Annotated in this window: 21 protein-coding genes; 12 read left to right on the top strand and 9 right to left on the bottom strand. The window is 62.7% G+C overall.

The annotated features are described in order from the left end of the window. Positions 1–7: 7 nt before the first annotated feature. A complete protein-coding gene (gene petA, locus ACQY1J_RS10005; RefSeq protein ID WP_062582935.1) occupies positions 8–598 on the bottom strand; it encodes a ubiquinol-cytochrome c reductase iron-sulfur subunit in 591 nt (196 codons plus the stop codon). Positions 599–966: 368 nt separating this feature from the next. Here petA and ACQY1J_RS10000 point away from each other — a divergent pair, with 368 nt between their 5' ends. Then, on the top strand, positions 967–1,905 hold the full coding sequence (locus ACQY1J_RS10000) for an endonuclease/exonuclease/phosphatase family protein (protein WP_430251351.1): 939 nt from the start codon (positions 967–969) through the stop codon (positions 1,903–1,905). Here the strand turns inward: ACQY1J_RS10000 and ACQY1J_RS09995 are convergent. From ACQY1J_RS09995 to ACQY1J_RS09985, 3 genes are all read right to left on the bottom strand, one after another. Next, complete coding sequence (locus ACQY1J_RS09995; protein WP_192077212.1) at positions 1,892–3,772, bottom strand: ABC transporter ATP-binding protein; 1,881 nt, start codon at positions 3,770–3,772, stop codon at positions 1,892–1,894. The two genes, ACQY1J_RS10000 and ACQY1J_RS09995, sit on opposite strands and share 14 nt — an antisense overlap. Positions 3,773–3,926: 154 nt before the next feature. Next, positions 3,927–5,840: a HAMP domain-containing methyl-accepting chemotaxis protein gene (locus ACQY1J_RS09990; protein ID WP_430251350.1), complete on the bottom strand. Its 1,914-nt coding sequence runs from the start codon at positions 5,838–5,840 to the stop codon at positions 3,927–3,929. Positions 5,841–6,177: 337 nt separating this feature from the next. Then, positions 6,178–8,028, bottom strand: coding sequence for an ABC transporter ATP-binding protein (locus ACQY1J_RS09985; RefSeq protein WP_430251349.1), 1,851 nt, complete (start codon positions 8,026–8,028; stop codon positions 6,178–6,180). A gap of 337 nt (positions 8,029–8,365) precedes the next feature. On the opposite strand from ACQY1J_RS09985, the gene ACQY1J_RS09980 reads away from it, so the two are divergent. The 3 genes from ACQY1J_RS09980 (at position 8,366) to ACQY1J_RS09970 (ending at position 11,149) form a co-directional block, all read left to right on the top strand. Then, positions 8,366–8,830 carry a tRNA (cytidine(34)-2'-O)-methyltransferase gene (locus tag ACQY1J_RS09980; RefSeq protein ID WP_062582928.1) on the top strand — a complete coding sequence of 155 codons (465 nt, stop codon included), beginning with the start codon at positions 8,366–8,368 and terminating at the stop codon, positions 8,828–8,830. A gap of 206 nt (positions 8,831–9,036) precedes the next feature. Further along, a complete protein-coding gene (locus ACQY1J_RS09975) occupies positions 9,037–9,348 on the top strand; it encodes an addiction module antidote protein (protein ID WP_430251348.1) in 312 nt (103 codons plus the stop codon). A 148-nt stretch (positions 9,349–9,496) separates the two neighbouring features. Continuing rightward, positions 9,497–11,149 carry a Na/Pi cotransporter family protein gene (locus ACQY1J_RS09970; protein ID WP_325262234.1) on the top strand — a complete coding sequence of 551 codons (1,653 nt, stop codon included), beginning with the start codon at positions 9,497–9,499 and terminating at the stop codon, positions 11,147–11,149. A gap of 9 nt (positions 11,150–11,158) precedes the next feature. Here the strand turns inward: ACQY1J_RS09970 and ACQY1J_RS09965 are convergent, their stop codons facing one another. Further along, positions 11,159–11,416, bottom strand: a complete 258-nt coding sequence (locus tag ACQY1J_RS09965) for a hypothetical protein (RefSeq protein WP_062455715.1) — start codon at positions 11,414–11,416, stop codon at positions 11,159–11,161. A 187-nt stretch (positions 11,417–11,603) separates the two neighbouring features. Between ACQY1J_RS09965 and hemF the strand changes: the two genes are divergently transcribed. Both hemF and ACQY1J_RS09955 read left to right on the top strand, forming a co-directional pair. Beyond that, on the top strand, positions 11,604–12,515 hold the full coding sequence (gene hemF, locus ACQY1J_RS09960; protein ID WP_430251347.1) for an oxygen-dependent coproporphyrinogen oxidase: 912 nt from the start codon (positions 11,604–11,606) through the stop codon (positions 12,513–12,515). A gap of 139 nt (positions 12,516–12,654) precedes the next feature. After that, positions 12,655–12,912, top strand: a complete 258-nt coding sequence (locus ACQY1J_RS09955) for a hypothetical protein (protein WP_192086255.1) — start codon at positions 12,655–12,657, stop codon at positions 12,910–12,912. A gap of 9 nt (positions 12,913–12,921) precedes the next feature. On the opposite strand, the gene ACQY1J_RS09950 is transcribed toward ACQY1J_RS09955, so the two are convergent. Genes ACQY1J_RS09950 through ACQY1J_RS09940 form a run of 3 tightly spaced genes read right to left on the bottom strand, consistent with a single transcriptional unit; the run spans position 12,922 to position 15,463 of the window. Next, entirely contained in the window at positions 12,922–14,199 is a 1,278-nt protein-coding gene (locus ACQY1J_RS09950; protein ID WP_430251346.1) for a CCA tRNA nucleotidyltransferase, read from the bottom strand. After that, positions 14,196–14,831: a CoA pyrophosphatase gene (locus ACQY1J_RS09945; RefSeq protein ID WP_430251345.1), complete on the bottom strand. Its 636-nt coding sequence runs from the start codon at positions 14,829–14,831 to the stop codon at positions 14,196–14,198. The genes ACQY1J_RS09950 and ACQY1J_RS09945 overlap by 4 nt, the downstream gene beginning before the upstream one ends. Then, positions 14,828–15,463: a DUF1285 domain-containing protein gene (locus ACQY1J_RS09940; RefSeq protein WP_062455701.1), complete on the bottom strand. Its 636-nt coding sequence runs from the start codon at positions 15,461–15,463 to the stop codon at positions 14,828–14,830. Before ACQY1J_RS09940 ends, ACQY1J_RS09945 begins: the two co-directional genes overlap by 4 nt. A gap of 205 nt (positions 15,464–15,668) precedes the next feature. Here ACQY1J_RS09940 and ACQY1J_RS09935 point away from each other — a divergent pair, with 205 nt between their 5' ends. Genes ACQY1J_RS09935 through ACQY1J_RS09910 form a run of 6 tightly spaced genes read left to right on the top strand, consistent with a single transcriptional unit; the run spans position 15,669 to position 23,511 of the window. Next, entirely contained in the window at positions 15,669–16,682 is a 1,014-nt protein-coding gene (locus tag ACQY1J_RS09935; protein ID WP_430251344.1) for an AAA family ATPase, read from the top strand. Between the two features lie 32 nt (positions 16,683–16,714). Further along, positions 16,715–17,650 carry a DUF58 domain-containing protein gene (locus tag ACQY1J_RS09930; RefSeq protein WP_430251343.1) on the top strand — a complete coding sequence of 312 codons (936 nt, stop codon included), beginning with the start codon at positions 16,715–16,717 and terminating at the stop codon, positions 17,648–17,650. Next, positions 17,647–20,574 (top strand): DUF4159 domain-containing protein, encoded by a 2,928-nt coding sequence (locus ACQY1J_RS09925; protein ID WP_430251342.1) that lies wholly within the window; start codon positions 17,647–17,649, stop codon positions 20,572–20,574. Before ACQY1J_RS09930 ends, ACQY1J_RS09925 begins: the two co-directional genes overlap by 4 nt. Before the next feature lie 3 nt (positions 20,575–20,577). After that, a complete protein-coding gene (locus tag ACQY1J_RS09920) occupies positions 20,578–22,644 on the top strand; it encodes a hypothetical protein (RefSeq protein WP_430251341.1) in 2,067 nt (688 codons plus the stop codon). Next, positions 22,644–23,063, top strand: coding sequence for a GNAT family N-acetyltransferase (locus ACQY1J_RS09915; protein WP_430251340.1), 420 nt, complete (start codon positions 22,644–22,646; stop codon positions 23,061–23,063). The genes ACQY1J_RS09920 and ACQY1J_RS09915 overlap by 1 nt, the downstream gene beginning before the upstream one ends. A 28-nt stretch (positions 23,064–23,091) precedes the next feature. Continuing rightward, positions 23,092–23,511: a GNAT family N-acetyltransferase gene (locus tag ACQY1J_RS09910; protein ID WP_430251339.1), complete on the top strand. Its 420-nt coding sequence runs from the start codon at positions 23,092–23,094 to the stop codon at positions 23,509–23,511. Positions 23,512–23,541: 30 nt separating this feature from the next. Here the strand turns inward: ACQY1J_RS09910 and ACQY1J_RS09905 are convergent, their stop codons facing one another. Then, on the bottom strand, positions 23,542–24,045 hold the full coding sequence (locus ACQY1J_RS09905; protein WP_430251338.1) for a GNAT family N-acetyltransferase: 504 nt from the start codon (positions 24,043–24,045) through the stop codon (positions 23,542–23,544). Between the last annotated feature and the right edge of the window lie 76 nt (positions 24,046–24,121).

Below are 24,121 nucleotides of genomic sequence, written 5' to 3'. Positions count from 1 at the left end.
GCTCCCCTCACCCGATCCGGATCACGGTATCCGACGCAAATGCGAACGTCGGGATGGCCAGGTTTTGCGGAGCAGGTCCCTTACGGATACGGCCTGCCGTATCGTAGTGCGACCCATGACACGGACAGAACCACCCGCCGAAGTCCCCGGACTGACCGAGCGGCACGCAACCCAGATGGGTGCAGGAGCCGATCATCACGATCCAGTTTTCCTTGCCGGCGCCGGCAGAACGATCGACGCCCGACGCTTCCGCATCGGCCGGCAGGTTGGCATTGCGTGCCACCGGATCCTTGAGCGCGGCAAGCTCGACCTTGTTGGCCTCTTCGAGTTCCTTCGGCGTCCGGTTGCGGATGAACACCGGCTTGCCCCGCCATTTGACGGTGAGCGACATACCCGGCTCAAGAGCTGCGACATTCACTTCGATCGATGCGAGCGCAAGCGTCGATGCATCAGGCCGCATCTGGTCGATGAACGGCCAGGCAACGGCCGCGACGCCCACGGCGCCAGCCATGCCGGTAGTCAAATATAGGAAATCGCGCCGCGTGGGTTCACCCGAATGGGGCTCCACGCGTGCACTATGCGTATCGTGCTCGCTCACGGTCAGTCATCCTCTCACGCTCCAGCGGATAAATCCGCATCGCTCCTCCGCGCGGCTCCCCCGACACACTCATGCCTTGGGAATCCCAGCAAATAGCGCCTCATGTGCTTGATCGCAGATAAAGTCCCAACTTGGCAAGTGCCTGCCCGCCACATTCTGGCCAGGATGCGGACCGTCCCCCTGTATTGCCGGATATGCGCCGCATTGGATCGAACTGCCCCACCCCGGGACGCGCGGGCGTGGCGAAGCGGCCACAACCCCAGATCGCCTGCCCTTCCTTGCCCCCGGCCGGGCCTGTTGCGTTGCCAGTGGCGGAACGGCATGCTAGGCGGCAGAAAGCTTCATGGCAGCCGGCTCGGAAATCCTGAATGAGAAAGACGTTATCGGTCGCCATCTGCGTCATCGTGTCGCTGGTCCTTCTCGCGATCTTGACACGCTATCTGCGGCCTCACTGGATCCTCGCAACGCTCCACAGCCTGCAATTTCATGCGGCCGCGGCCTGCGTCGTCGCCATGGCGGTCGCGCTTCTCATCCACCGCAACCTCGCCAGCTATGCCCTGCTTCTCGTCGCGCTGCTTTTGACCGCGCACCCGCTGTGGATGGCGCGCGAAATTTCGGCGGAAGTCACGGCTGCCGATCAGAGCGCACCGACCTTCCGGCTGATGTCCTTCAACATCCTCTCCGAAAACTACGAAAATGCCGAGGGCATCACCCGCGCCATCCTGTCGTCGGGCGCCGATGTGGTGAACATCATGGAAGGCGAATCGCTTTACGAACACCTGACGCAGATCGCCACGGTCTATCCCTACCGCGTCGGTTGCGGCGTGCTTATGGAAGAGTGCGACCAGATCATGTTTTCAAAAAACCCGATCGAAAACGCTTCGGTTCGAAGCCTGAGCAATATCTTCGACAATCGCTTTATCATGGGCGAGGTCACGGTTTCCGGGCGCAAGGTCCATGTCGTCGGCATCCATACGACGAAGCCGTATTTCGACAACTTCCACACGATGGAACTCATGAATGCAGCGCTCGCCATCACCGCCACCGATGGCCCGCTGGTTCTGTCAGGCGATTTCAACGCCTCAAGCCTGCCACCCAACATGCGGATGTTTCTGAACTCGACGGGTCTGAAGACCGCCGCCTTCGAGCCGCCCACCTGGCCAGTCCGGGCGCGGATGCTGGGTCTGGCGATCGACCACGTCTATGTGCGTGCCCCGCTCAAGATAAAGTCGCTCACCCGCATGCCGAACACCTACGGCTCCAACCACGCCGGGCTGATCGCCGACATCGCGATTACCGGACCTTGACCACGTCGCCTTCGTCTTCGATCCCCAGAAACCCGCCAGACTGGCGCGACCAGAGATCCGCGTAGAGACCGCCCGCCGCAATCAGCTCGTTATGGGTCCCCTGCTCGATGATGGCGCCCTTGTCCATCACGATCAGCCGGTCGAGCGTCGCGATCGTCGAAAGCCGGTGCGCGATGGCAAGCACAGTCTTGCCCTGCATCAGCCGCTCCAGATTGGACTGGATCGCAGCTTCCACTTCCGAATCGAGCGCCGATGTTGCCTCGTCCAGCACCAGGATTGGCGCGTCCTTCAGCATCACCCGGGCAATCGCCACCCGCTGTCGCTGTCCGCCCGACAGTTTCACGCCGCGCTCGCCCACATGCGCATCGAAGCCGCGCCGGCCGCGCTGGTCGGTCAGCGTCTGGATAAACCCGTCTGCCTCGGCCTTCTTGGCCGCATCGAGAAGCTGTGCGTCGGTCGCATCGGGTCTCCCGAACAGGATGTTGTCGCGAAGCGAGCGATGCAGCAGCGACGTGTCCTGCGTCACCATGCCGAGATTGGCACGCAGCGACTCCTGGCTCACCGTCGCAATGTCCTGCCCGTCGATCAGGATGCGCCCGCCCTCCAGATCGTAGAAGCGCAGCAGCAGGTTGACGAGCGTCGACTTGCCCGCACCGGATCGTCCGACGATCCCGATCTTCTCTCCCGCCCGGATGGAGAGCGACAGGTTGTCGATCACGCCCTCGCCCTTGCCGTAGTGAAACCGGATGTTCTCAAACCGAATCTCCGGCTGCTCCACCTTCAGCTCCGTCGCGCCGGGCACATCCACCAACCCGATCGGCTTTGAGATCAGCTCGGCCGCATTCTGGACGGTGCCGAAATTGCGCATGATGCCGTTGAACTGGGTCATCAGACGGCCGAGCAGGAAATTGAGCCGCAGCACCAGCGCCAAGGTAAAGGCGACCGCGCCGGAACTGATCAGCCCGGACAGCCACAGATGGATCGACAGCGCCGCCATGCTGCTGATCATGATGCCCGACAGAAGCGCCATCGACGCCCGGACGCCGGTGATGAAACGGGTAAAGTGGATGAGCGTGGTCTGATAGGTCTCAAAGCCCTGCCGCATGTAGCGGTCATTGGCCTCGTCGCGCCCGAACAGTTTCAGCGTCTGGATATTGCTGTAGGCGTCGACCATGCGGCCGTTGAGCATGGAGGCAGCCTCCGCCGTCTCGCGCGAGTGGTACCGAATGCGCGGCACGAAATAACGGGCCAGAAATCCGAACACCAGCACCCAGACGCAAACCAGTACGCCGAGCCGCAAGTCGAGCCCGCCGACCAGGACCAGCATGGAGACGGAATAGATCGTGACGAACCAGACGCTTTCCATCAGCGAGGTCACGAGATCGCCCGCCGCCTGCCCGCCCGACCAGACCTTGGTGACGATCCGGCCGGAAAAGTCGTTCTGGAAAAACGACAGCGATTGGCGCGCAACATGCATGTAGGACTGCCAGCGCATCAGGTTGTAGAACCCGGGCGTAATGATCTGCTGGTCGATCAGCGCGGTCGACATCGTCACCAGGAAGCGCACGACACCGATCAGCACCAGCATGCCCAACAGCTCGCCGCCATGCTGGTCGAGCAGCACCGTCCAGCCGTCACCCGGCTTGATCGTCGACAGGATATCCACGAGCCGCCCGACGAACCAGAACAGCGCCGCCTCGATCGCCGCCGTCAGACCACCCAGAATGAGCATCCCGAAGAACGGCGCCTTGGCCTGCGAGATGTAGAACCAGATAAAGGCGAACACGTCTTCGGGCGGACGCAGATCGTCCTTGCGCGCAAACGGCTGAACATAATTTTCGAAGGCGCGGAAGAGACGAATGATCATGCCGCAGGATATAGGCGGATTTCGAAAGGGGCAAAGGCTGGGATGCGGCTGTCGCCGGATAATTCCGCAATCGCCCGCTTTTCATAAGGCGGGCTTCAAAACGAAAACGGCCGCCGAAGCAGCCGTTTCCAGAACTCATCATTTTGGCAGAGGATCAGAACTCCGACCATTCCTGCTTGGCCGCAGCCTGACCGCCGCCGAATGCCGAGGCAATCCGGTTGCCCATTGCACGCACGGGTGACTGTGCCGGTCGCGATGCAGGCGTGGCCGAGCGGACGGCACTACGTCCCTCTTCCAGCTTGAACTGTGCCAAAAGCTCGATCAGCGATGCGGCCTGCGCGGCAAGGCTGTGGCTGGCAGCCGTCGTCTGCTCTACCATGGCCGCGTTCTGCTGGGTGCCCTGGTCCATATGATTGACCGAGGTGCTGATCTCCGACAGACCCGTCGACTGCTCACGCGAAGACACGACGATCGAGGCGACGTTCGTGTTAATCTGCTGCACTTCGGTCACGATCGATTGCAAGGCAGCCCCTGTCTGGCCGACCAGCGCAACGCCGTCACGCACCTTTTCGCCCGAAGCACCGATCAGAACCTTGATCTCACGCGCCGCTTTCGCGGACCGCTGGGCAAGTTCGCGGACTTCCTGGGCAACGACCGCAAAGCCTTTGCCGGCCTCGCCGGCCCTGGCTGCCTCGACACCGGCGTTCAGCGCCAGAAGATTGGTCTGGAAAGCGATGTCGTCAATCACACCGATGATGTTGCCGATCTCGCCGGACGACTTTTCGATCGCTTCCATCGCAACGACGGCCTGGCGAACGATATCGCCGGACTTTTCGGCACCGTTGCGGGTGTGCTCGACGAGCTTGCCGGCTTCTCCGGCACGGGCTGCCGAATCCTTCACGGCCGTCGTTACTTCCTCGAGCGCCGCAGCGGTCTCTTCGACCGATGCCGCCTGCTGCTCGGTACGCTTCGACAGATCGTCTGCGGCAGAGCGGATCTCGTTGGCACCGGCATCGATCATCCGGGCATTGTCGCCGACCGACCGAAGGACAGTCTGCAGATTGTCCATCGAGGCGTTGAAGTTGACGCGCAGCTGATCGAGCTGTCCGGCGAACGGCTGACCGATGCGGAAGGTCATATCGCCGTGCGACAGGCTGTTCAGACCGTTGGCAAGACTATCGACGGCAAACGAAACCTCGGCAGCCTCATGCGCCTTCTGCTCCTCGCGAGCAATCCGCTCGCTCTCGCTCATCGAACGGCTGGCTTCGGTTTCCCGCTCCAGGCGCTCGCGCTCCAGGGCGTTGTTGCGAAACACGGAAACGGCTGCTGCCATCTCGCCGATTTCATCCTTCCGCCCCGCGTAAGGGATCGCAACCTGCGCATTACCGGAGGCAAGCGTGTTCATCGAACCGGTAATGTCGGCAATCGGGCGCGCAACGCGGAAGTAGGACAAAAGCCCTGCAGCAAGCGCGAGAAGTGTTGCGAAGACGACGACGACAATCGTCGAGATGGCTGCAAACCGTGCGGCGCTATCTGCGACCTTGCCGTATTCGAGGCTGTGCAGCCGGTTGTCGTTGATCATGTCCAGCATCACATCGCCGGCCTCGCCGCCTTTGGGCACCATCTGCGCGATGACGGCCTTGGCCTCATAGACCCGCGAGGCCCCCAGCAGGCTGACGAACTGAGCTCCCAGCTTGTCGTAATCGGCAACGATCGCCTCGAGCTTTTCGATCTTGTCCTTGGTCACATCGAGGCTGGCCGTGTCGGCGAATGTCTTGAAAGCCTCGGCACGCTCTTGCGTCTTGGCGCGGATCTGATCGAGCCACTGCTTCTGGTCAGCGGCATTGCTGGCCGAAAGCGCCATCAAATAAAGACGCCGGATATCGGACAGGATCCTGTCCATATTGGAGGTCATCACCGAGCGTTCCATGCGACGGCTGATATTGGACGTCTGAGCATCGAGCTGGTTGACGGAGCGCATGGCGAGTGCGCCCTGAAGGATCACCAGCAGAACGGTGATGCCGAAGAGAGCGGGCAGAAGAAACTTGATCTTTATCTTGCTGAACATCTGGGACCGGAGCCGAAATGAGAGGGAGTTTAATCCCTCGAGACTTGACAGCTTTAGATAAAGAAAAACTTACTGCGTCTCGGCCATAAAAAAATATTAGCGTCGTCGCAAATACCTGACATCGTTGAATGTTTCGCTAACCGCGGCGTCGCTCCCTAGGGAGCCGCCGAGAGCGTGAGCGACCATCCCGGGGTGGCTCGGAACATGCGCAACAAGTGATAAATCGTTGCCGTCGCGCCATCCCGCCGATCGGAAGCGTCCAGCGCCCATCGGACGCGTGACGACCGTTGTCGGCCGCCGGTTTCCCCGGCGACCGCAAGCCTCTTCCGTCAACGGTTTACTCGGCAGCCTGGCCCTCGTCCTCATGCCCGATGAAGCCGCCGGACTGACGGTTCCAGAGGTCCGCATAGATGCCGCCCTGATCCGCCAGTTCGCGATGCGTGCCGGTCTCGACGATGGCGCCCCGGTCGAGCACGATCACCCGGTCCATCTCCGTGAGCGTCGACAGCCGATGCGCGATGGCGATGACCGTCTTGCCCTGCATCAGGGCAAACAGGTTTTCCTGGATTGCCGCTTCGACTTCCGAATCCAGCGCAGAGGTCGCCTCGTCCAGCACCAGGATCGGCGCATCTTTCAGGAACACGCGGGCGATCGCGATCCGCTGACGCTGGCCACCCGAAAGCTTGACGCCGCGCTCGCCCACATGCGCGTCGAGCCCCTTGCGCCCCTGAAGATCGACGAGGCTTTCCACGAAGTCCCAGGCATTGGCCCGCTTGGTCGCCTCGATGATCTCGGCATCGGTCGCGTCCGGCCGGCCATAGGCGATATTGTCGCGGATCGAGCGATGCAGCAGCGACGTGTCCTGCGTCACCACGCCGACCAAGGACCGCAAACTGTCCTGCGTCACACCGGCAATGTCCTGCCCGTCGATGGTGATCCGCCCGCTTTCCAGATCGTAGAACCGCAAGAGCAGGTTCATCAGAGTCGTCTTCCCGGCCCCGGAGCGCCCGACCAGACCAACCTTCTCGCCGGCCTTGATATCCAGCGTCAGCCCGTCGATGACACCCGCTGCCTTGCCGTAATGGAAGCGCACGTCGTCATAGACGATATGGCCCTTTGCTGCCGAAAGCTTCGACGCGTCCTCGACGTCGGTGACGTCATGCGGCTTGGTCATCATCGACATGCCGTCATAGACCGTGCCGATATTCTCAAACAGCGCCGAGACTTCCCACATGATCCACTGCGACATGCCGTTGATGCGCATTGCAAGGCCGATCGCGATGGCAATGGCGCCGATCGAGATCGCGCTGTCCAGCCAGAACCAGATCGACAGCGTCGCGACGGCAAACAGGGCTGCACAGTTGTAGAAATAGACCAGCACCTGGAACGCGGTCACCTTGCGCATCTGCCCATGCACGGTCTTCAGGAACACGTCCATCGCATCCTTGGCGTAGTCTTCCTCACGGCCGGAATGCGAAAACAGCTTCACCGTCGCGATGTTGGTGTAGCTGTCGACGACACGCCCGGTCATCATCGAGCGCGCATCCGCCTGCGCCGCCGAAATCTTCCGGAGCTTCGGCACGTAGTAGGCAACCGTCGACGAATAGAAGGCGATCCATACCACCAACGGGACCGCCAGACGGATATCCGCGACCGCAACCACCGCCACCATCGAGATGAAGTAGGTTGCCACATAGACGAAGACGTCGAGCACCTTCATCACCACTTCGCGGATCGCCAGCGACGTCTGCATGACCTTGGTCGAGACGCGACCCGCAAACTCGTTGGCAAAGAAGGTCATCGAGTGGTTGAGCAGGAACCGGTGCATCTGCCAGCGGGCGATCATCGGAAAATTGCCCATCAGGATCTGGTGCATGATGAGAGAATTGAGGCCGGCGACCAGCGGCAGCCCGACCAGCACCATCAACGCCATGGCAACCAGCGTCATTCCCTCGTTCGCAAGGAAAGTCGAACGCTCCGCATGCGTCAGCCAGTCGACGATATTGCCCAGAAACTGGAACAGCATCACTTCGCCGAGCGCGATGAACATCGTGCAGACCGACATGATCAGCACCCAGGGCCAGACCGGCTTGGTATAGTGCCAGAGGAAGGCGATCAGGCCGGCAGGCGGCAGGCCTGGGGTCTCCTCGGGATAAGGGTGAACCCGCCGTTCGAACCAGGAAAACATTGATAGCTCCGTCAATCGGACCCGCTTCACGCAACGCAAACGCGCCGACGGCGAACCGGTCAGTTATGTGGTGAGCGCTGCCGGATATCGGCCGTGCAAAATACAATGGTGAAAAGACTGCGTGAAACCGCGGACGCCTAAGCCTGTCGGACAAATACCGGGGGGCGGAGGCGCATAAGCACGGTCATATCCATGAAGGCCTCCATAGGCTGGCGTTAAAGATCGATGCCCTTTTACCCGTTCATTGCCATTTTGAAAAGTCCCAAATCTGCGGCAATCCGATCGAAACCGCCCTCAAACGCTTGAGCTCACAGGCCGGCTCGGCTTAAGGAAAACCATGACAAAGCTGCGCATCGCCCTCTACCAGCCTGACATTCCCGGCAATACCGGCACGATCCTGAGGCTCGCCGCCTGCCTCGGCCTCGGCGTCGATATCATCGAACCGGCGGGCTTCGATATTTCCGATCGCAACCTGAAACGCTCAGGAATGGATTACCTGGCAAACGTCGAACTTACCCGCCACGTCAACTGGCAGCAGTTCGACGATTGGCGGAGATCCGAAAACCGGCGGCTGGTCCTCGCCTCCACAAAGGCCGCCCAACCCTACGTGGACTTCCAGTTTCAGCCCGGCGACATCCTGCTGTTCGGCCGCGAGAGCGCCGGCGTTCCGGACCTCGTCCACGAAACGGCGGATGCCCGCATACTGATCCCGATGCGCGAAGGACAGCGCTCCATCAACGTCGCCATGTCGGCCGCAATGATATCAGGAGAAGCGCTGCGGCAGACGGGTTTCACCGCATAAACCTCACGCGCATTTCGCATATTTTACACGCCTGAGTTTACTCTATGATGCGGAGAAATGCGTGTCGATCATGCCCCTGGCTACCGACTCTATTTCATAAAGCGCTGAGACACCGTTGTCGTCCTTCTGTGCGGTGGCGACAGAAGCAGTCAGCAGCGCGATATCGCCGAGGCAAAGCGACTGGCAAGTGCGTGGAGAGATTAGCGATGCCCCTCGAGACCCGTCTATTCGATCCTTCTGAATATCTGGATACCGAAGAAGGAATCCACGAATTCATGGTCGCAGCCTTCGAGGAAGGCGATCCGGCCTTCATCGCCAAATGCCTTGGCACGGTTGCCAAGGCCCGCAACATGAGCAAGCTTGCCCGCAAGACAGGCATGAGCCGCGCGGCGCTCTACAAGGCCTTGAGGGGCGAAGGCAACCCGGAATTTACCACCATCCTGAAGGTGATGAAGGCTTTGGGTCTCAAACTCATGCCGGTCATGGTGAAAGAGCAAGCCATCGAAGACGCCGCCTGATCCGCGCTCCGACCCCGCGCCAAAACGCGTAAAAAACTGTCGCGAACAGTGATTTGCACATCGGCGTAATCGGCCTATATTCGTTAGCCGGCAATTCATTATCGCACTTCATTCGATAGGAACCGTCCCCGGGCGAAGACAATCCGATATGCAATCCACCATCGTGATCATCAATCTTTTCGGCGCCGTGGCCCTGCTTCTGTTTGGCCTTGCGCAGGTCAAGGATGGCGTCACCCGCGCCTTCGGGACACGCCTCAAGACGGGTCTAGCCCGCGGCACCAGCAGCACCCTGCGCTCCTTCGTCTCCGGCCTTGTCGCCACGATCGCCTTGCAAAGTTCGACCGCGACCGCACTGACGCTCGCCTCGTTTGCCGAACGCGGCATGGTGCGTCCACGCATGGCGCAGATCGTGCTCCTCGGCGCCAATGTCGGCACCGCCGTTACCGCCTGGCTGGTCGCGACCGGCATCGAGTGGCTGTCGCCGCTTCTCATCCTCATCGGTCTGGTCATGCTTCGCGGTGCATCGCCAGCCCGCAAAGGCGGCGGCACGGCCATGATAGGCGTCGGCCTGATGCTGCTGTCGCTGCATCTGCTTGGGCTCGCCACCGAACCGATGCGCCAGTCGCCGGCGCTCGCGGCCTTTATCGGCCTGCTCGATGACGCGTGGCCGGTGGCGCTGATCCTGTCGGCGGTTCTGGCTTTCGTTTCGTCGTCCAGCCTGGCGGTCGTGGTGCTGATCCTCTCGCTCGCCTCGACCGGAAATGTCTCCGCCGGCCTGGTAATTGTGCTGATCCTCGGCGCCAATCTCGGTGGCGCCATTCCGCCCGTCGTCGCCACTCTCTCTGCGCCCGCTGCCGCAAGACGCATCACGCTCGGCAACCTTGTCACCCGCGGCATCGGTTGCGCCATCGCGTTGCCGCTCGCGGGCCCTGTCGCCGATGCCGTTCAAGCCCTGCCGCTGTCGCCGGAAAAGCTCCCGGTCGATGCGCACCTCGCCTTCAATATCCTGCTTGCGCTGGTCGTATTCCCGTTCTCAGCCCAAGTCTCCCGCCTTGCAGCTCGCCTCGTCCCTGATGATCCGCAGCGAGACGACGGCCCCCGCTTCCTCGATCAGGACGCGCTCGACAACCCGGTGATGGCGCTCGCCAACGCGACGCGCGAAGTGCTGGGCGTCGGCGACACCATCGAGCGCATGCTGATCCGCACCGAAAATGCCTTCAAACGTAACGATATCGCCCCACTTGCAGACATCGCCGGGCTCGAGTCACGGGTCGATCACCTTCATCAGGATGTGAAGCTCTACCTGTCGGAACTGGGCCGCACCGGTCTCGATGCGGAGAACGCCCGCCGCTCCATCGCCATCATCGATTACGCGATCAACCTCGAACATATCGGCGACATCATCGAAAAGGGCATCGCCGAACAGGTTCGCAAGAAGATCGCGCACGGCCTCAAGTTCTCGGACGACGGCTTCGATGAATTGCAGGTGCTGCTCAGCCTGACCGTCGACAACCTGAGAACCGCCCAGACGATCTTCCAGACCGGCGATCTGGCGCTGGCGCGGCAGTTGATGGAAATCAAGGTGGAAGTCCGTCGGCTCGAAAAGCGGTCCGCCGAAAAGCATCTGGAGCGGTTGCGTGACGGACGACTGGAAAGCCTGCAGACCAGCTCGCTGCATCTCGACATGCTGCGTGACCTCAAACGCATCAACGCGCACATCGTGTCGGTTGCGCATCCGATCCTCGATGACAGCGGCGCACTGATCGAAAGCCGCCTTCGCCTCGCCGAACCCGGCGCCTGAGGGACTTCCTTAGTCCGCCGTCGGAAGTCTCCGCATGGTGAACTCGATGCGGTCGCCCTCCAGCTGGCGCCAGCTTTCCACTTCGGTCCAGTAGGCAGCCTTCGGAAATTCGTCGAACCATTGCCGCGCTTTTTCGCGGGCATCCTCGCGGGTCATCAGAAATGTCTCGCGCACGAACATACTGCCCGGTCCGCCGGCCTGTTCCTGCCGGTGGCGGTGAATTCTGCGCTTCAGCCCGTCGAGTGGCGGGGGTGTGAATTTCGCCATCAAACCCTCTTATCGGCACCTGGTGACATCAAGATAATATGGTCTCACACGCATTGCGAGTCTGTTTTCCTGTCTTAAAACGGGCGGTCTCACGCGCTTGGGAATGGCCGGCGCAAGTCTGAGATGCTAAGTGCCGCCGGCGAGGATACGGAATCAGATCAAAGGCATAGCGGAAAAGGAAAAGACCATGGAACGGCCGGCATTGCTCAAGGAACTGCCCGAAAATCTCGAAGAGAAGAAGGCAGCCGCGAGAGCCTGGTTCGAGAGCCTCCGCGACACGATCTGTGCTTCCTTCGAGGCTTTGGAAGACGAGCTGACCGGCCCGCTCTCCGATCAGCCGCCCGGCCGCTTTACCCGGAAGAACTGGCTTCGCAACGAGGGCGAAGGCGGCGGCGGTACGATGTCGATGATGGAAGGCCGCGTCTTCGAGAAGGTCGGCGTCCACACGTCCACCGTCCACGGCGAGTTTTCCGAAGAATTCCGCAAGCAGATCCCCGGCGCCGACGAAGACCCCGCATTCTGGGCGTCGGGCATTTCGCTCATCGCCCATCCGGTCAATCCCAATGTGCCGGCAGTGCACATGAACACCCGCATGGTCGTCACCACCAGCCAGTGGTTCGGTGGCGGCGCCGACCTGACGCCGGTCCTCGACATCCGCCGCAGCCAGGAAGACCCCGATACCCAGCTTTTCCACCGGGTCATGGAAATCACATGTAATCGGCACGCGGTCGCCGATTACCCCCGCTACAAGGCATGGTGCGAAGACTATTTCTTCCTGAAGCACCGCAACGAGCCCCGCGGCGTCGGCGGCATCTTTTTCGACTGGCTCCATTCGGACGCGGAAAAAGGCGGCTGGGATGCCGATTTCGCCTTCACGCAGGATGTCGGCCGCGCCTTCAACCTCCTCTACCCGAAGATCGTCCGCGGCAATTTCAACCGGCCCTGGACCGAAGAGAACCGCGACGAGCAACTGATCCGTCGCGGCCGCTACGTGGAGTTCAACCTTCTCTACGACCGCGGTACCATTTTCGGCCTGAAGACTGGCGGCAATGTGGAATCGATCTTGTCCTCGATGCCACCGGCAGTCCGCTGGCCCTGATCATTGGCACGCCCAGGCAGTCTGCTCTCAAGAAATTGATGACTGTAAGGCCACTGGTAGTTGTCATCTGCGAAAAATTCGATGTTCGAATCGGTGTGTTCGGTGCTAGCGTGCGGTCTGGTTGCACGGGAGAACAGCCATGACCCCATCAAACAGCCTGACAAAACCAAGTCCATACCCCGTTTCGAAGTTGATGAAGACGCCCGAATTGGTCGAGCGTCTGGCCGTCGAAATGCGAGCCAGAAGCGGTGGCGAACTGCCCCACGCTTTCTGTGTCGAGCAAGTGAAGCGGCAGCTTGCCGGTAAGTCGGCGGAATCCGGCGCGGCCAATGCCGCTCACATGATGATTCCCACGGAGCGGGCATCCGTATTCCACTCCTGGGCGATCTCCGAATAGGAGGATTGATCAGGAGCTCTGCTTCACGATCTCGTCCAGCCGGGCGGCCAGCGCTGCCCGGTCGGGGTTGAAGTTACGCTCCACCCAGAAGTCCTCGATCTGCTTCAGGATCTCACCGACCCTCTTGCCGGCAGGCACACCTGCCGAGAGAACGTCGGCGCCCGCGATCGGAAAGACCGGCTTGACGTAGCCCTCGGCCCGCTTCAGAAGAACCGACAGCCTTGCCGACTTGCGCATCGCCATTGGATCGCCCTCGGCCGCTGCTCTGGCCGACGACAGCGCCAGCTTGACGCGTGCAACCATGCCGGCCACGCCATTTCGGTAGAGCAGACGATCGAAGCCGACATCCGTCACCTCGTCGGGAATGGCGGGTGCGGACGCCCAGACGGCCAGCTTCGCCGCATCGGCATTCGAAAACCGCAGCCGCTTTGCCATCGCCGTCAGCCGTTCCGCATCGGGCGGCACGATCGCCGCAAGCCGCAGCAGCGGATCCGGCGCCCAGCCGAGTGCTGCTTCCGCAGCGACCAGCGGATGAATGCCGTCGATGCCCCATTTTTCGGTTTCCGGCAGGATTTCCGTCAGCACGCCAGCCTGCCGCATCCACAAAAGTGCGCGAGACGGATCGGGGGCGGCGAGCAGTTTCTTAGTCTCGCCCCAGACCCGCTCGCCAGACAGCGTCGAAAGCCTGTCCTTGGCGCGTGCCGATGCCCGCAATCCGTCGGCATCCGGCCGGCCGGATCCGTAATAGGCGAAAAACCGGAAGAACCTGAGAATGCGCAGATGATCCTCGGCAATCCGCTGCGAAGCGTCGCCGATAAACCGGATCGTCCGGCTCTCGATGTCGGGCAGACCTCCGACCAGATCGACCACGGCGCCCGATGCATCCGCATAGAGTGCATTGATGGTGAGGTCGCGCCGTTCCGCGTCAGCCTGCCAGTCGGTGCCAAACGAAACCTTGGCATGGCGGCCATCGGTCTCGATATCGCGCCGAAGCGTCGTCACCTCAAACGGCGTGCCGTCGATCACCAGCGTTACCGTCCCATGCTCGATCCCGGTCGGCACGGCCTTCATGCCGGCAGCTTCTGCCCGCTCCACCACGTCCTGCGGCAGAAGCGTCGTCGCCACGTCGATATCGGCGACGGCAAGCCCCATCAGCGCGTTGCGCACCGCGCCACCAGCCACCCGCGCCTCGCCGCCATCGGCGTTCAGAAGGAGAAGAAGCCGCTGCAGAGCGGCATCGTTGAACCATGCCTCATCGGCAACCGAGGGGGTAGCAATGGAGGTCATGCGTAAAGCCTTTCATACAGCGTGCGTAAAATTCCGGCGGTAATGCCCCAGATTTCCCGGTCCTCATAGGGCATGACGTAGAAGTGCCGGGTCGCGCCATTCCAGTCGCGGGTGCCGCGCTGGTGGTTCGCCTCGTCCATCAGAAAGGACAGCGGCACTTCGAAAGCCACATCCACCTCGTCCGGATTGAGCGTCAGCTCGAAACCGCGGCTCACAACAGCCAGCACCGGCGTGATGCGAAAGCCGGTAGCCGCGTAATAATCGGGAAGCCTGGCCAGCGGCTCGACGAAGCGTCGGTCGAGACCGATCTCTTCCTCGGCCTCGCGCAGCGCCGCCACTTCAGGCGATCCGTCTTCAGGATCGATCGCACCGCCCGGAAAGGCGATCTGTCCGGAATGCTTGCGCAGCTTTACCGTCCGCTGCGTCAGGATAACCTTGGCGCCATCGGCATCGTCGATGACGGGCACCAGCACGGCCGCATCCTTCAGCTTGGATTGAACGGTCGCGTTCACCCAGGCCGGGTTGAGCAGATGATCGCCGTGATCGCGCCACGCTTCCTCGATCGGCCCGCCCTTCTGGGACCGCGCACGGCGGCGAAACTCATCAGCGGAATAAAAACCAAGACCGCTCATCGAGACAACACTTCCAGCTCGGCCACCGGCATCACCGGGAACACCGCATCGCCGGAGCGGACCGCAAACATCGCGACGCCATCGATCTCTACCGTCTCGCCAAGCGCGACGAGATCATACATCACCGCCCGCGATACCAGTGCCTCGAGCCGCCCGCGGACATGCAGGTAGGGCTTCAGCTCCTGCCCTTCGCCAGCGATCGCAAAACGTATCGCATGATCGCTCCCTGCCTCCACCACATCGCCGACACCGGTACGAAACGTCAGCACCTGCTGGCCGTCGCGGAGGCTCGTTTGCATCTCCACCGCCACAAACGGCGCATCGACGACACGGATCGCAACCTTTTCCACAGGCGTGACGAGATAGGTTCGGCCGTCCTCGTCCTTGCGCAACACGGTCGAAAACAGCCTGACCAGCGGCGCCCGGCCGATCGGCGTGCCCAGATAGAACCATGTCCCGTCGGCACGAATTTCCATGTCGAGATCGCCGCAGAACGGCGGGTTCCACCTCTCGACCGGCGGCAGGCCGGGAATTTCGCCTCTCGGGCCACCACTTGCCTGCTCGGACGCATGGGCAATCATCGCCGCGAGACCAGCGGCATCGGCCGCCTTATTAATTGGTTCTACTGCCATTTTTCAGTCCCGGTTCGACCTTAAGCATCAGCCAAGGTGAATGTTCTCACGAGATAGTCATTCATCGCGTGCTTGTCAGCCTTATTTGGCGGAATAAGTTTCAACGTCTAAGGTGACTGCTGCGACGCAGCGATTCACGGTCGGACGGATAGGTTCGGCGAAGCCTGCTGGATCTGGATACCAATCAAGGGTGATGGTGAACGACATGGGCATGATGAATTCTACGCAAACAGTCCTCGACGAGAAAGCCATCATCGACTCGGCCGAAAAGGCGCTTTCCGATATCGCCGCCATCCGCGAGGAAGTCGCCAAGGTCATCTTCGGCCAGGAACGTGTCGTCGAAAACACCATGCTCGCGGTCCTCTCCGGCGGTCATGCGCTGCTGGTCGGTGTTCCCGGTCTAGCCAAGACCAAACTCGTCTCGACGCTCGGCACCGTCCTCGGTCTGGATTCCAACCGCATCCAGTTCACACCCGACCTGATGCCGTCGGATATTCTCGGCTCCGAAGTGATGGATACCGATGAGACCGGCCGCCGCTCCTTCCGCTTCGTCAAGGGACCGGTGTTCGGACAGCTGCTGATGGCCGACGAAATCAACCGCGCCTCGCCGCGCACCCAGTCGGCGCTGCTGCAGGCCATGCAGGAATATCACATCACCGTCGCCGGCCAGCGCTATGACCTGCCGGCACCATTCCACGTCCTTGCCACCCAGAACCCGCTGGAACAGGAAGGCACCTATCCGCTTCCCGAAGCGCAGCTCGACCGTTTCCTGCTGCAGGTGGACGTTCTCTACCCGGAGCTTGCCGCCGAGCGCCAGATCCTGCTCGACACGACAGGCAGCACCGAAGCCAAGGCGCGCAGCGTCATCGACGCGACGCGGCTGAAGGATATCCAGGCGCTGATCCGCCAGATGCCGGTCTCCGACAAGGTGGTCGATGCGATCCTGTCGCTCGTCCGCTCGGCCCGCCCGGGCCACGGCAACGCTTCGACCGACAAGCATGTCGCCTGGGGTCCAGGCCCACGTGCCGGCCAGTCGCTGATGCTGACGGCCCGCGCCCGCGCACTTTACGAAGGCCGCCTCGCTCCCTCGCTGGACGATATCCACGCGCTTGCCGAACCGGTCCTGCAGCATCGCATGGCGCTGACATTCGCCGCCCGCGCCGAAGGCATGTCGGTGCGCGATGTCATTGCCGGCCTGATCAAACAGGCCCGCGGCTGAAGATCGCCGGTTCAGGCTAGAAAGGAACCTCAGTGGCATCCATCGGCCAGATCGTCGATCAAACCGCCAGCAGCGATGTGCTTCATCGCGCCCAGCAGCGCGCCATGCTGGTGCCCGATTGCATGGTCGAGGCCAAGCGCATCGCCAATACGGTGATTGCCGGCTGGCACGGCCGCCGCAAGCGCGGCATGGGCGAGAATTTCTGGCAGTTCCGGCCCTATGCCGAGGGCGAAAGCCTGTCGCGCATCGACTGGCGCCGCTCGGCCCGCGACGACCATACCTATGTCCGCGACCGCGAATGGGAAGCCGCCCACACGATCTGGCTCTGGGCCGACATGTCGCCGTCGATGATGTACAAGTCGACATTCGGCTCGGTATCGAAGGAAAGCCGTGCGCTGGTCATCATGCTGGCGCTCGCCGAAATCCTTGCCCGCTCCGGCGAGCGGATCGGATGCCCCGGCATCATGGAACCCGTCTCTGCCCGCAACGCCGCCGAACGACTGGCGACCGCCATCATGCACGCCCCGCAGGCGACCGGCCTGCCGGACACGGGCATGATCCGCGGCCAGAGCGATATCGTCCTGATCGGCGATTTCCTCGATGATGCCGACAAGGTCATGGACCGCATCACGCCACTCGGACGCCGCGGCCTGCGCGGCCATGTGATCGAGGTTGCCGATCCCGCCGAAGAGACCTTCCCCTATACCGGCCGCACCGAATTCACCGATCCCGAAACCGGCGAAAAGCTCGTCTCCGGCCGTGCCGAAAATATCCGCGAGGACTATCAGCGCGCCTATCTCGCCCGCCGCGATGCGCTCGGAGAAGGCCTTCGCCGTCTCGGCTGGAGTTTCGTGTTCCACCGCACCGACCGTCTCGCCTCCGAAGCTCTGGTTGCGGTCCACGGCTACCTGTCCGGCATACCGGCACCTCGACGTGTTGAGACCGGACGCATGGAGGAGAGGTCATGAGCGCGCTCGCCTTTGCCTATCCCGCCATCCTGTTCGGCCTGATCGCCTTGCCCGCCATCTGGTGGCTGCTGCGGCTGACCCCGCCACGGCCGAAGTCGGAAGTTTTTCCGCCTCTGCGCATTCTTGCAAGCGTGCTGAAGCGCGAGGAAACGCCGTCTCAGAGCCCGTGGTGGCTGACGCTGCTGCGGATGCTTCTCGCCGCCGCGATCATTCTCGCCATCGCCGATCCGGTCATCAACCCGCGCACGAGTTCGCTCAACACAGATGGCCCGCTGGTGCTGGTCATCGACAACGGCTGGGCAACATCGACCGACTGGGAACGCCGCGTCGAGACCGCCAATCTCCTGATCGACGATGCCGAAAGCGCAGATCTCCCGGTCGCGATCGCCTTCACCGCCGATCAAAACCAGGAAGCAACACCCGGCAGTGCCGCCGCAGCGCGCGACAAGCTCGCCGCCGCAAGCCCGAGGCCGCTGGTGCCCGACCGCACGCGCGCCGTCACCGCACTCCGGGAAGCCCTTAACGGCACCCGCCCCGGCACGCTGGCGCTCGTCTCCGACGGCATCGCCGCCACGACCGACGCCGAAACGATGACCGCCCTTGCCGGCCTCTCGGCAGGCGACATGCGCGTCCTCGAAGGCGATGGACAATCGGCCGTCGCGATCACCGGTGCCACCAACAATTCCACGGCGATGAATGTCAGCGCCACACGCCTTTCCACGGCTGGCACCCAGCAGTTCACCGTCAACGCGCTTGATCCGCAGGGTCGCTCGCTTGCTGCCGGCACGCTGGAATTTGCCGACGGCGCCAACACGGCAACGACGGAAATTTCCGCACCGTTCGAACTGCGCAACGATTTTGCCCGCCTCTCCGTCGAAGGCATCGCAACCGCCGGGGCCGCCCACCTTCTAGACGACGGTTTCCGCCGCCGCCGCGTGGCGCTCATCGCCGGCGAGAGCGGCAGCGATTTCCAGCCGCTGCTGCAGCCGCTCTACTATATCAGCCGGGCGCTCCAGCCCTATGCCGATGTGATCCAGCCCAACACCGCCGATCTCTCGGTGTCGATCCCGCAGATCCTCGAAGACAATCCCTCGGCGATCATCATGGCCGATGTCGGCCGCCTGCCGCCGGAAATCTCGCAGCCGCTGCAACGCTGGATCGCGCGCGGCGGCACCCTGGTCCGCTTCGCCGGCCCGCGGCTTGCCGCGGCACCTGCCGACGATCCGCTGGTGCCGGTCACCCTGCGCCAGGGCGAACGCGCGCTCGGCGGCGCCATGTCCTGGTCTGAGCCGCAGGCACTCGCCGATTTCCCGAATTTCGGCCCCTTCGCCGGCCTGCCGCGCGCAGCGGATATCACCGTGACCCGCCAGGTTCTCGCCGAACCGACGCCGGACCTTGCCGAGCGCACCTGGGCAAGCCTTGCCGATGGCACGCCGCTGGTGACCGAAAAGGAAGTCGAGGCCGGCCGCATCGTGCTGTTCCACACCAGCGCCGAGGCGACCTGGTCGAACCTGCCGCTATCGGGCAATTTCGTCGAGATGCTGCGCCGTCTGGTGCAGATGGCCCGGGTCGGCGGTGCTGCCGGTGGCAGCGCGTCCGGCGCACCGGGAACCGAAGGTGCTGCCGCAGCCCTGCCGCCCTACCGCCTTCTCACCGCCGACGGCGTGATGACGACCGAGACCGGCGCTGCCCGTCCGATCATCATCCCGGCCAACGCAAGGCCTGTCGCAAGCTTCGATCACCCGCCGGGCCTCTACGGCACCGAGGACGGCTACTCGGCCGTCAATCTCCTTGCGCCAGCGACCGTGCTTGCCCCCTTCGATCCATCGGTCGGCGGAACGCAGGTGGCGCGCGAGCAACTGGCTGGCGGCGAGGCTCTCTCCCTGCGTCCGACCCTGTTTGCTCTCGCCTTCGCGCTCCTCGTCCTCGATAGCCTGGTAATGCTCTTCATGAACGGTGCCTTTTCCCGCCGCCCCGGGCGTTCCAAGCCGACCTCGACCCGATCCTCCGGTACAGCCGCCTCCTTGATCCTCGGCTTCGCGCTGGCTTTGGCGCTGCTCAACCCGAACCCGTCGCTCGCCCAGCAGCCACCGGCCCAACCGCCTGCCGCGGCACAACAGCAATCGGCCCAGCCGCAGCCGTTTCGCGAAATGCAGCCCGGCGAAGGCGTAAAGCCTGGCGACGACCAGATCCTTGACCGCCTCGACACGACCCACCTTGCCTACGTCCAGACCGGCGAAAGCGATGTCGACAGCATCTCCGAGCGCGGGCTCGACGGTCTCACCCAATACATGAGCTACCGCACGACGCTGGAACCCGGCGCCCCTGTCGGCCTCGACATCGCCAAGGACGATCTCTCCTTCTACCCGATCATCTACTGGCCGATTTCCGCGACCGCGCCGATGCCGTCGCAGGTCTCGATCTCGCGCATTGACGCCTATATGCGCAACGGCGGCACGGTTCTGTTCGACACCCGCGACCAGGTCTCAGCACTCGATGGCAGCTCCAGCCCCAACGGCCTGCGGCTGCAGGAAATTCTCGCCAGCATCGATATCCCGCCGCTTGAGCCGACACCGGAAAACCACGTCCTCACCCGCACGTTCTATCTGCTGAAGGATTTTCCCGGTCGCTATCGCGGCGGTCCGCTCTGGGTCGAAGCCCGTCAGGATGCGCGCAACTCCACCTCGCAGCTCTCCTCGGGCGGCGACGGCGTGACGCCGCTTCTGATCACGGGCAATGATTTTGCCGGCGCCTGGGCAGTCGATCAACAGGGGAATTCCATGCTCCCGACCGTACCGCCTGACGACATGCAGCGCGAATACGCCTACCGCGCCGGCGTCAACATCATGATGTACATGCTGACCGGCAACTACAAAGCCGATCAGGTCCACGTCCCCGCGCTCCTCGAACGGCTGGGGCAGTAACCGATGACCATCGAATTCGCCCCCTTCTTCTCGTGGCCGATCCTTGCAGCCCTCGGTGCACTGGCCCTCGTCCTTGCTGTGACCGCCCTATTGCGCGGCGTCCGTGGTGCGGTCCTTCGGACGCTGGCGCTTGCCGCCCTGCTGATGGCGCTCGCCAACCCGACGCTCAACCAGGAAGATCGCGAACAGCTCTCCACCATCGTGCCAATCGTCGTAGACCGCTCTCAGAGCCAGGAGACGGCCGGCCGCGAGCAGCAGACCGATCAGGCGCTGGCGGAACTGCGCGACCGCTTCTCCCGCTATCCCCGCATCGAGACGCGCATCGTCGAGGCCGGAGACGATGTAGACAGCGACACACCTTCGACGAAGCTGTTCACTGCGCTGCGCTCCGCGATGTCGGACGTTCCGCCGGCCCGTGTCGGCGGCGCCGTGTTCCTCACAGACGGCCAGATCCATGATCTCCCCGGCATCAATCAGGATCTCGGCTTCAACGCACCCGTCCACGGGCTGATCACCGGCCAGCCAAACGAATTCGACCGCCGCATCGAAGTGCTGCGCGCGCCCCGCTTCGGCATTGTCGGCGAAGAGCAGGAACTGACACTGCGCGTGTTCGACGACGGTCGCCAGGGCGGCGGCCCCGCCGAAGTCATCGTGCGCATGAACGGCCAGCAGATCGCCACGCTGCAGGCAACGCCCGGCGTCACCACCCCGTTCTCGTTCAACGTCCAGCGCGGCGGCAACAATGTCATGGAGTTCTCGGTTGCCGAGCTCCCTGGCGAAGTGACCACCGCCAACAACCGCGCCGTCCATGTCATCGATGGCATCAGGCAGAACCTGCGCGTGCTGCTGGTGTCCGGCGAACCCCATGCCGGTGAGCGCGCTTGGCGTAACCTTCTAAAGTCCGACGCCTCCGTCGACCTCGTGCATTTCACCATCCTGCGTCCGCCGGAAAAGCAGGATGGCACGCCGATCAACGAGTTGTCGCTGATCGCCTTCCCCACCCGCGAGCTGTTCGTCGAGAAGATCAAGGATTTCGATCTGATCATCTTCGATCGCTACAAGCATCGCGGCGTGCTGCCGATCCTCTATTACGACTACATCTCCCAATATGTGCAAAACGGCGGCGCGCTGCTGATCGCGGCAGGCCCCGAACACGCTGGCGAAGATTCGATCGCCGCGACACCGCTCGAACAGGTCCTGCCGGCCGCACCGACGGGCGAAGTCCACAATGCCGGCTTCTTCCCGCATCTATCGGAAGTCGGCACCAAGCACCCGGTCACCCGCGGTCTCGAAGGCTCCAACCAGACGCCGCCCGCCTGGGGACGCTGGTTCCGCACCATCGATGTCGATCCGCCGCAGGGCCAGACGGTGATGGAAGGCGATGGCGACCGCCCTCTCCTCGTCCTCAACCGTCAGGGCGAAGGCCGCGTCGCCATGCTCCTGTCGGATCAGGGCTGGCTCTGGGCCCGTGGCTTCGAAGGCGGCGGCCCGCATGTGGCGCTCTATCGCCGCATCGCTCACTGGTTGATGAAGGAGCCGGAACTCGAGGAAGAGGCGCTGACCGCCCGCTCCGTCGGCCGTACGCTCGCCGCCACCCGCCAGACGATCGGCAACGACCCCGGCCCCGCGACGATCCGCTATCCGTCCGGCCGCTCAGAGACCGTGCAAATGACGCCCGCCGGCCCCGGCGAATACCGGTATGAGAGCCGCATGGACGAAACCGGCCTGTTCGAAGTGAGGAACGGCGACTTCCAGACGCTCGTCCATGTCGGCGCCGTCGACTCGCCCGAGTTCAAGGCGATGATCTCCACCGAGGCGACCTTGCAGCCCTATGCCGACAAGACTCGCGGCCTCGTCACCCGCGTCGCATCGGGCGATAGCATCACCATCCCCGACATTCTGCCCGTTCGCGGCGAGGTGCGCGTTAGCGATCCCAACCGCATGGTCATCCGCATGACCGACGAGACGGTGCTGCGCGGCATCAACACGCTGCCGCTGTTTGCCGGTTTTGCCGGCCTGTCGGTGCTGTTGTTCGCAATGGCTGCGATGTGGTGGCGCGAGGGTCGCTGATGGGCCACGAGCTTTATCTAACCGACGCGCCGACCTCAGACGATCTAGCAATCGTCAGCAGCGGCCTCACCGTCTTCAACGAAGGCGAAGTCGGACTTTCCGACAGAAAACCGCTCGCCGTGCTGATCCGCGACGAGAGCGGCACGGTCATCGGCGGCCTCTCGGGCTACACGTCCTGGGGCTGGCTCTTCACCCAGTTGCTGTTCATTCCGGAAACCCTTCGCGGCAGGGGCATGGCCGCAAAGCTCCTGACCGAGGCCGAAAATGAAGCCCGCACCCGCGGCTGCAAGGGCGCCTGGATCGATACGTTCAACCCACTCGCCCTCAAGGCCTACAAGAGTCACGGCTACCAAGTGTTTGGCGAGATTCCGAATTTCGTCGAAACCAGAACCCGCACCTTCCTTCAAAAAGCGCTTTAGTCTATCCATCCTGGCGCAATTTGGGAGCATGGATATGGGTCTGAAAATCGTCGAAGGAATGCCGCAGCAGGATGAAGAGGTCATTCTCGACAGACTGAAAGCCTTCAATATCGAATGCTTCGGCGAGAGCGACCGTCGCGAACTGGCAATCCCGTTGCATGATACGGCCGGCGATATCGCCGGCGGCCTTGTCGGTTATACCGGCCGCGGCTGGCTTTACGTCTCGATGCTGTTCATCCCCGAATGGATGCGCGCCAAGGGCCTCGCCACCCGCCTGCTCACCATGGCGGAAGCGGAGGCGGCGAAGCGCGGCTGTATCGGCGCCTATATCGATACGATGAACCCGGCAGCGCTCGCGCTCTATCTGAAGCTCGGCTATCGCCCGATCGGCAAGCTCGAAGGCCTAGCCGGCGGACATGATGTAACGTGGCTGGAAAAACGATTCTAGATCAGACGCTTGGAGCGAAGTCCTGACGGATCACAGCTCCCGCCAGCCGATCACGCCCTTCAGCCCGTCATGCACATCGTCCTTCAGCGGCACGACCAGCACCCGGCCCGGATCGACCGGTCCCGGAAAATCGAGCGCATCATAGGCCACCTTCTCGAAGCCGAGTGGCATGTAGTAAGGCGGGTCACCGATCAGGATCACGGCTTCCGACCCATGCCGGCGCGCAGCATCGATGGCGATCCGCACCAGTTCTCGGCCGATGCCGAGGTTCTTGTGCGACGGCCGCACTGCCAGCGGGCCCAGCATATGACCCTTCACGCTCCCGGCCAGAACCGGGGTCATCCGCACCGAAGCGATCGTCTCGCCATCGTCGGCGCAGACAAAAGATATCGAGCGGTCATGCGGCCCCTGCTCGCGAATGCGCGATGCGGCGCGCACATGCCGTCCAGGACCGAACGCTTCCTCGTTGATCACCTCTATGATGTCGTCGTGAGACGAATCCTCGGTCAGATAGACGAGGTCGTGTTTCGCCATGGACCTGGCGGTGTTTTTGGAAGCAGAATTCTGGGATGCGGAGGATTGCGAGGCGACAAGATGCAGGGACATGGAG

Origin of the sequence: Neorhizobium sp. DAR64860/K0K1, assembly GCF_050500205.1 — a bacterium.
Taxonomy (GTDB): Bacteria; Pseudomonadota; Alphaproteobacteria; order Rhizobiales; family Rhizobiaceae; genus Neorhizobium; species Neorhizobium soli.
This window is presented reverse-complemented; position numbering and strand designations above follow the sequence as displayed.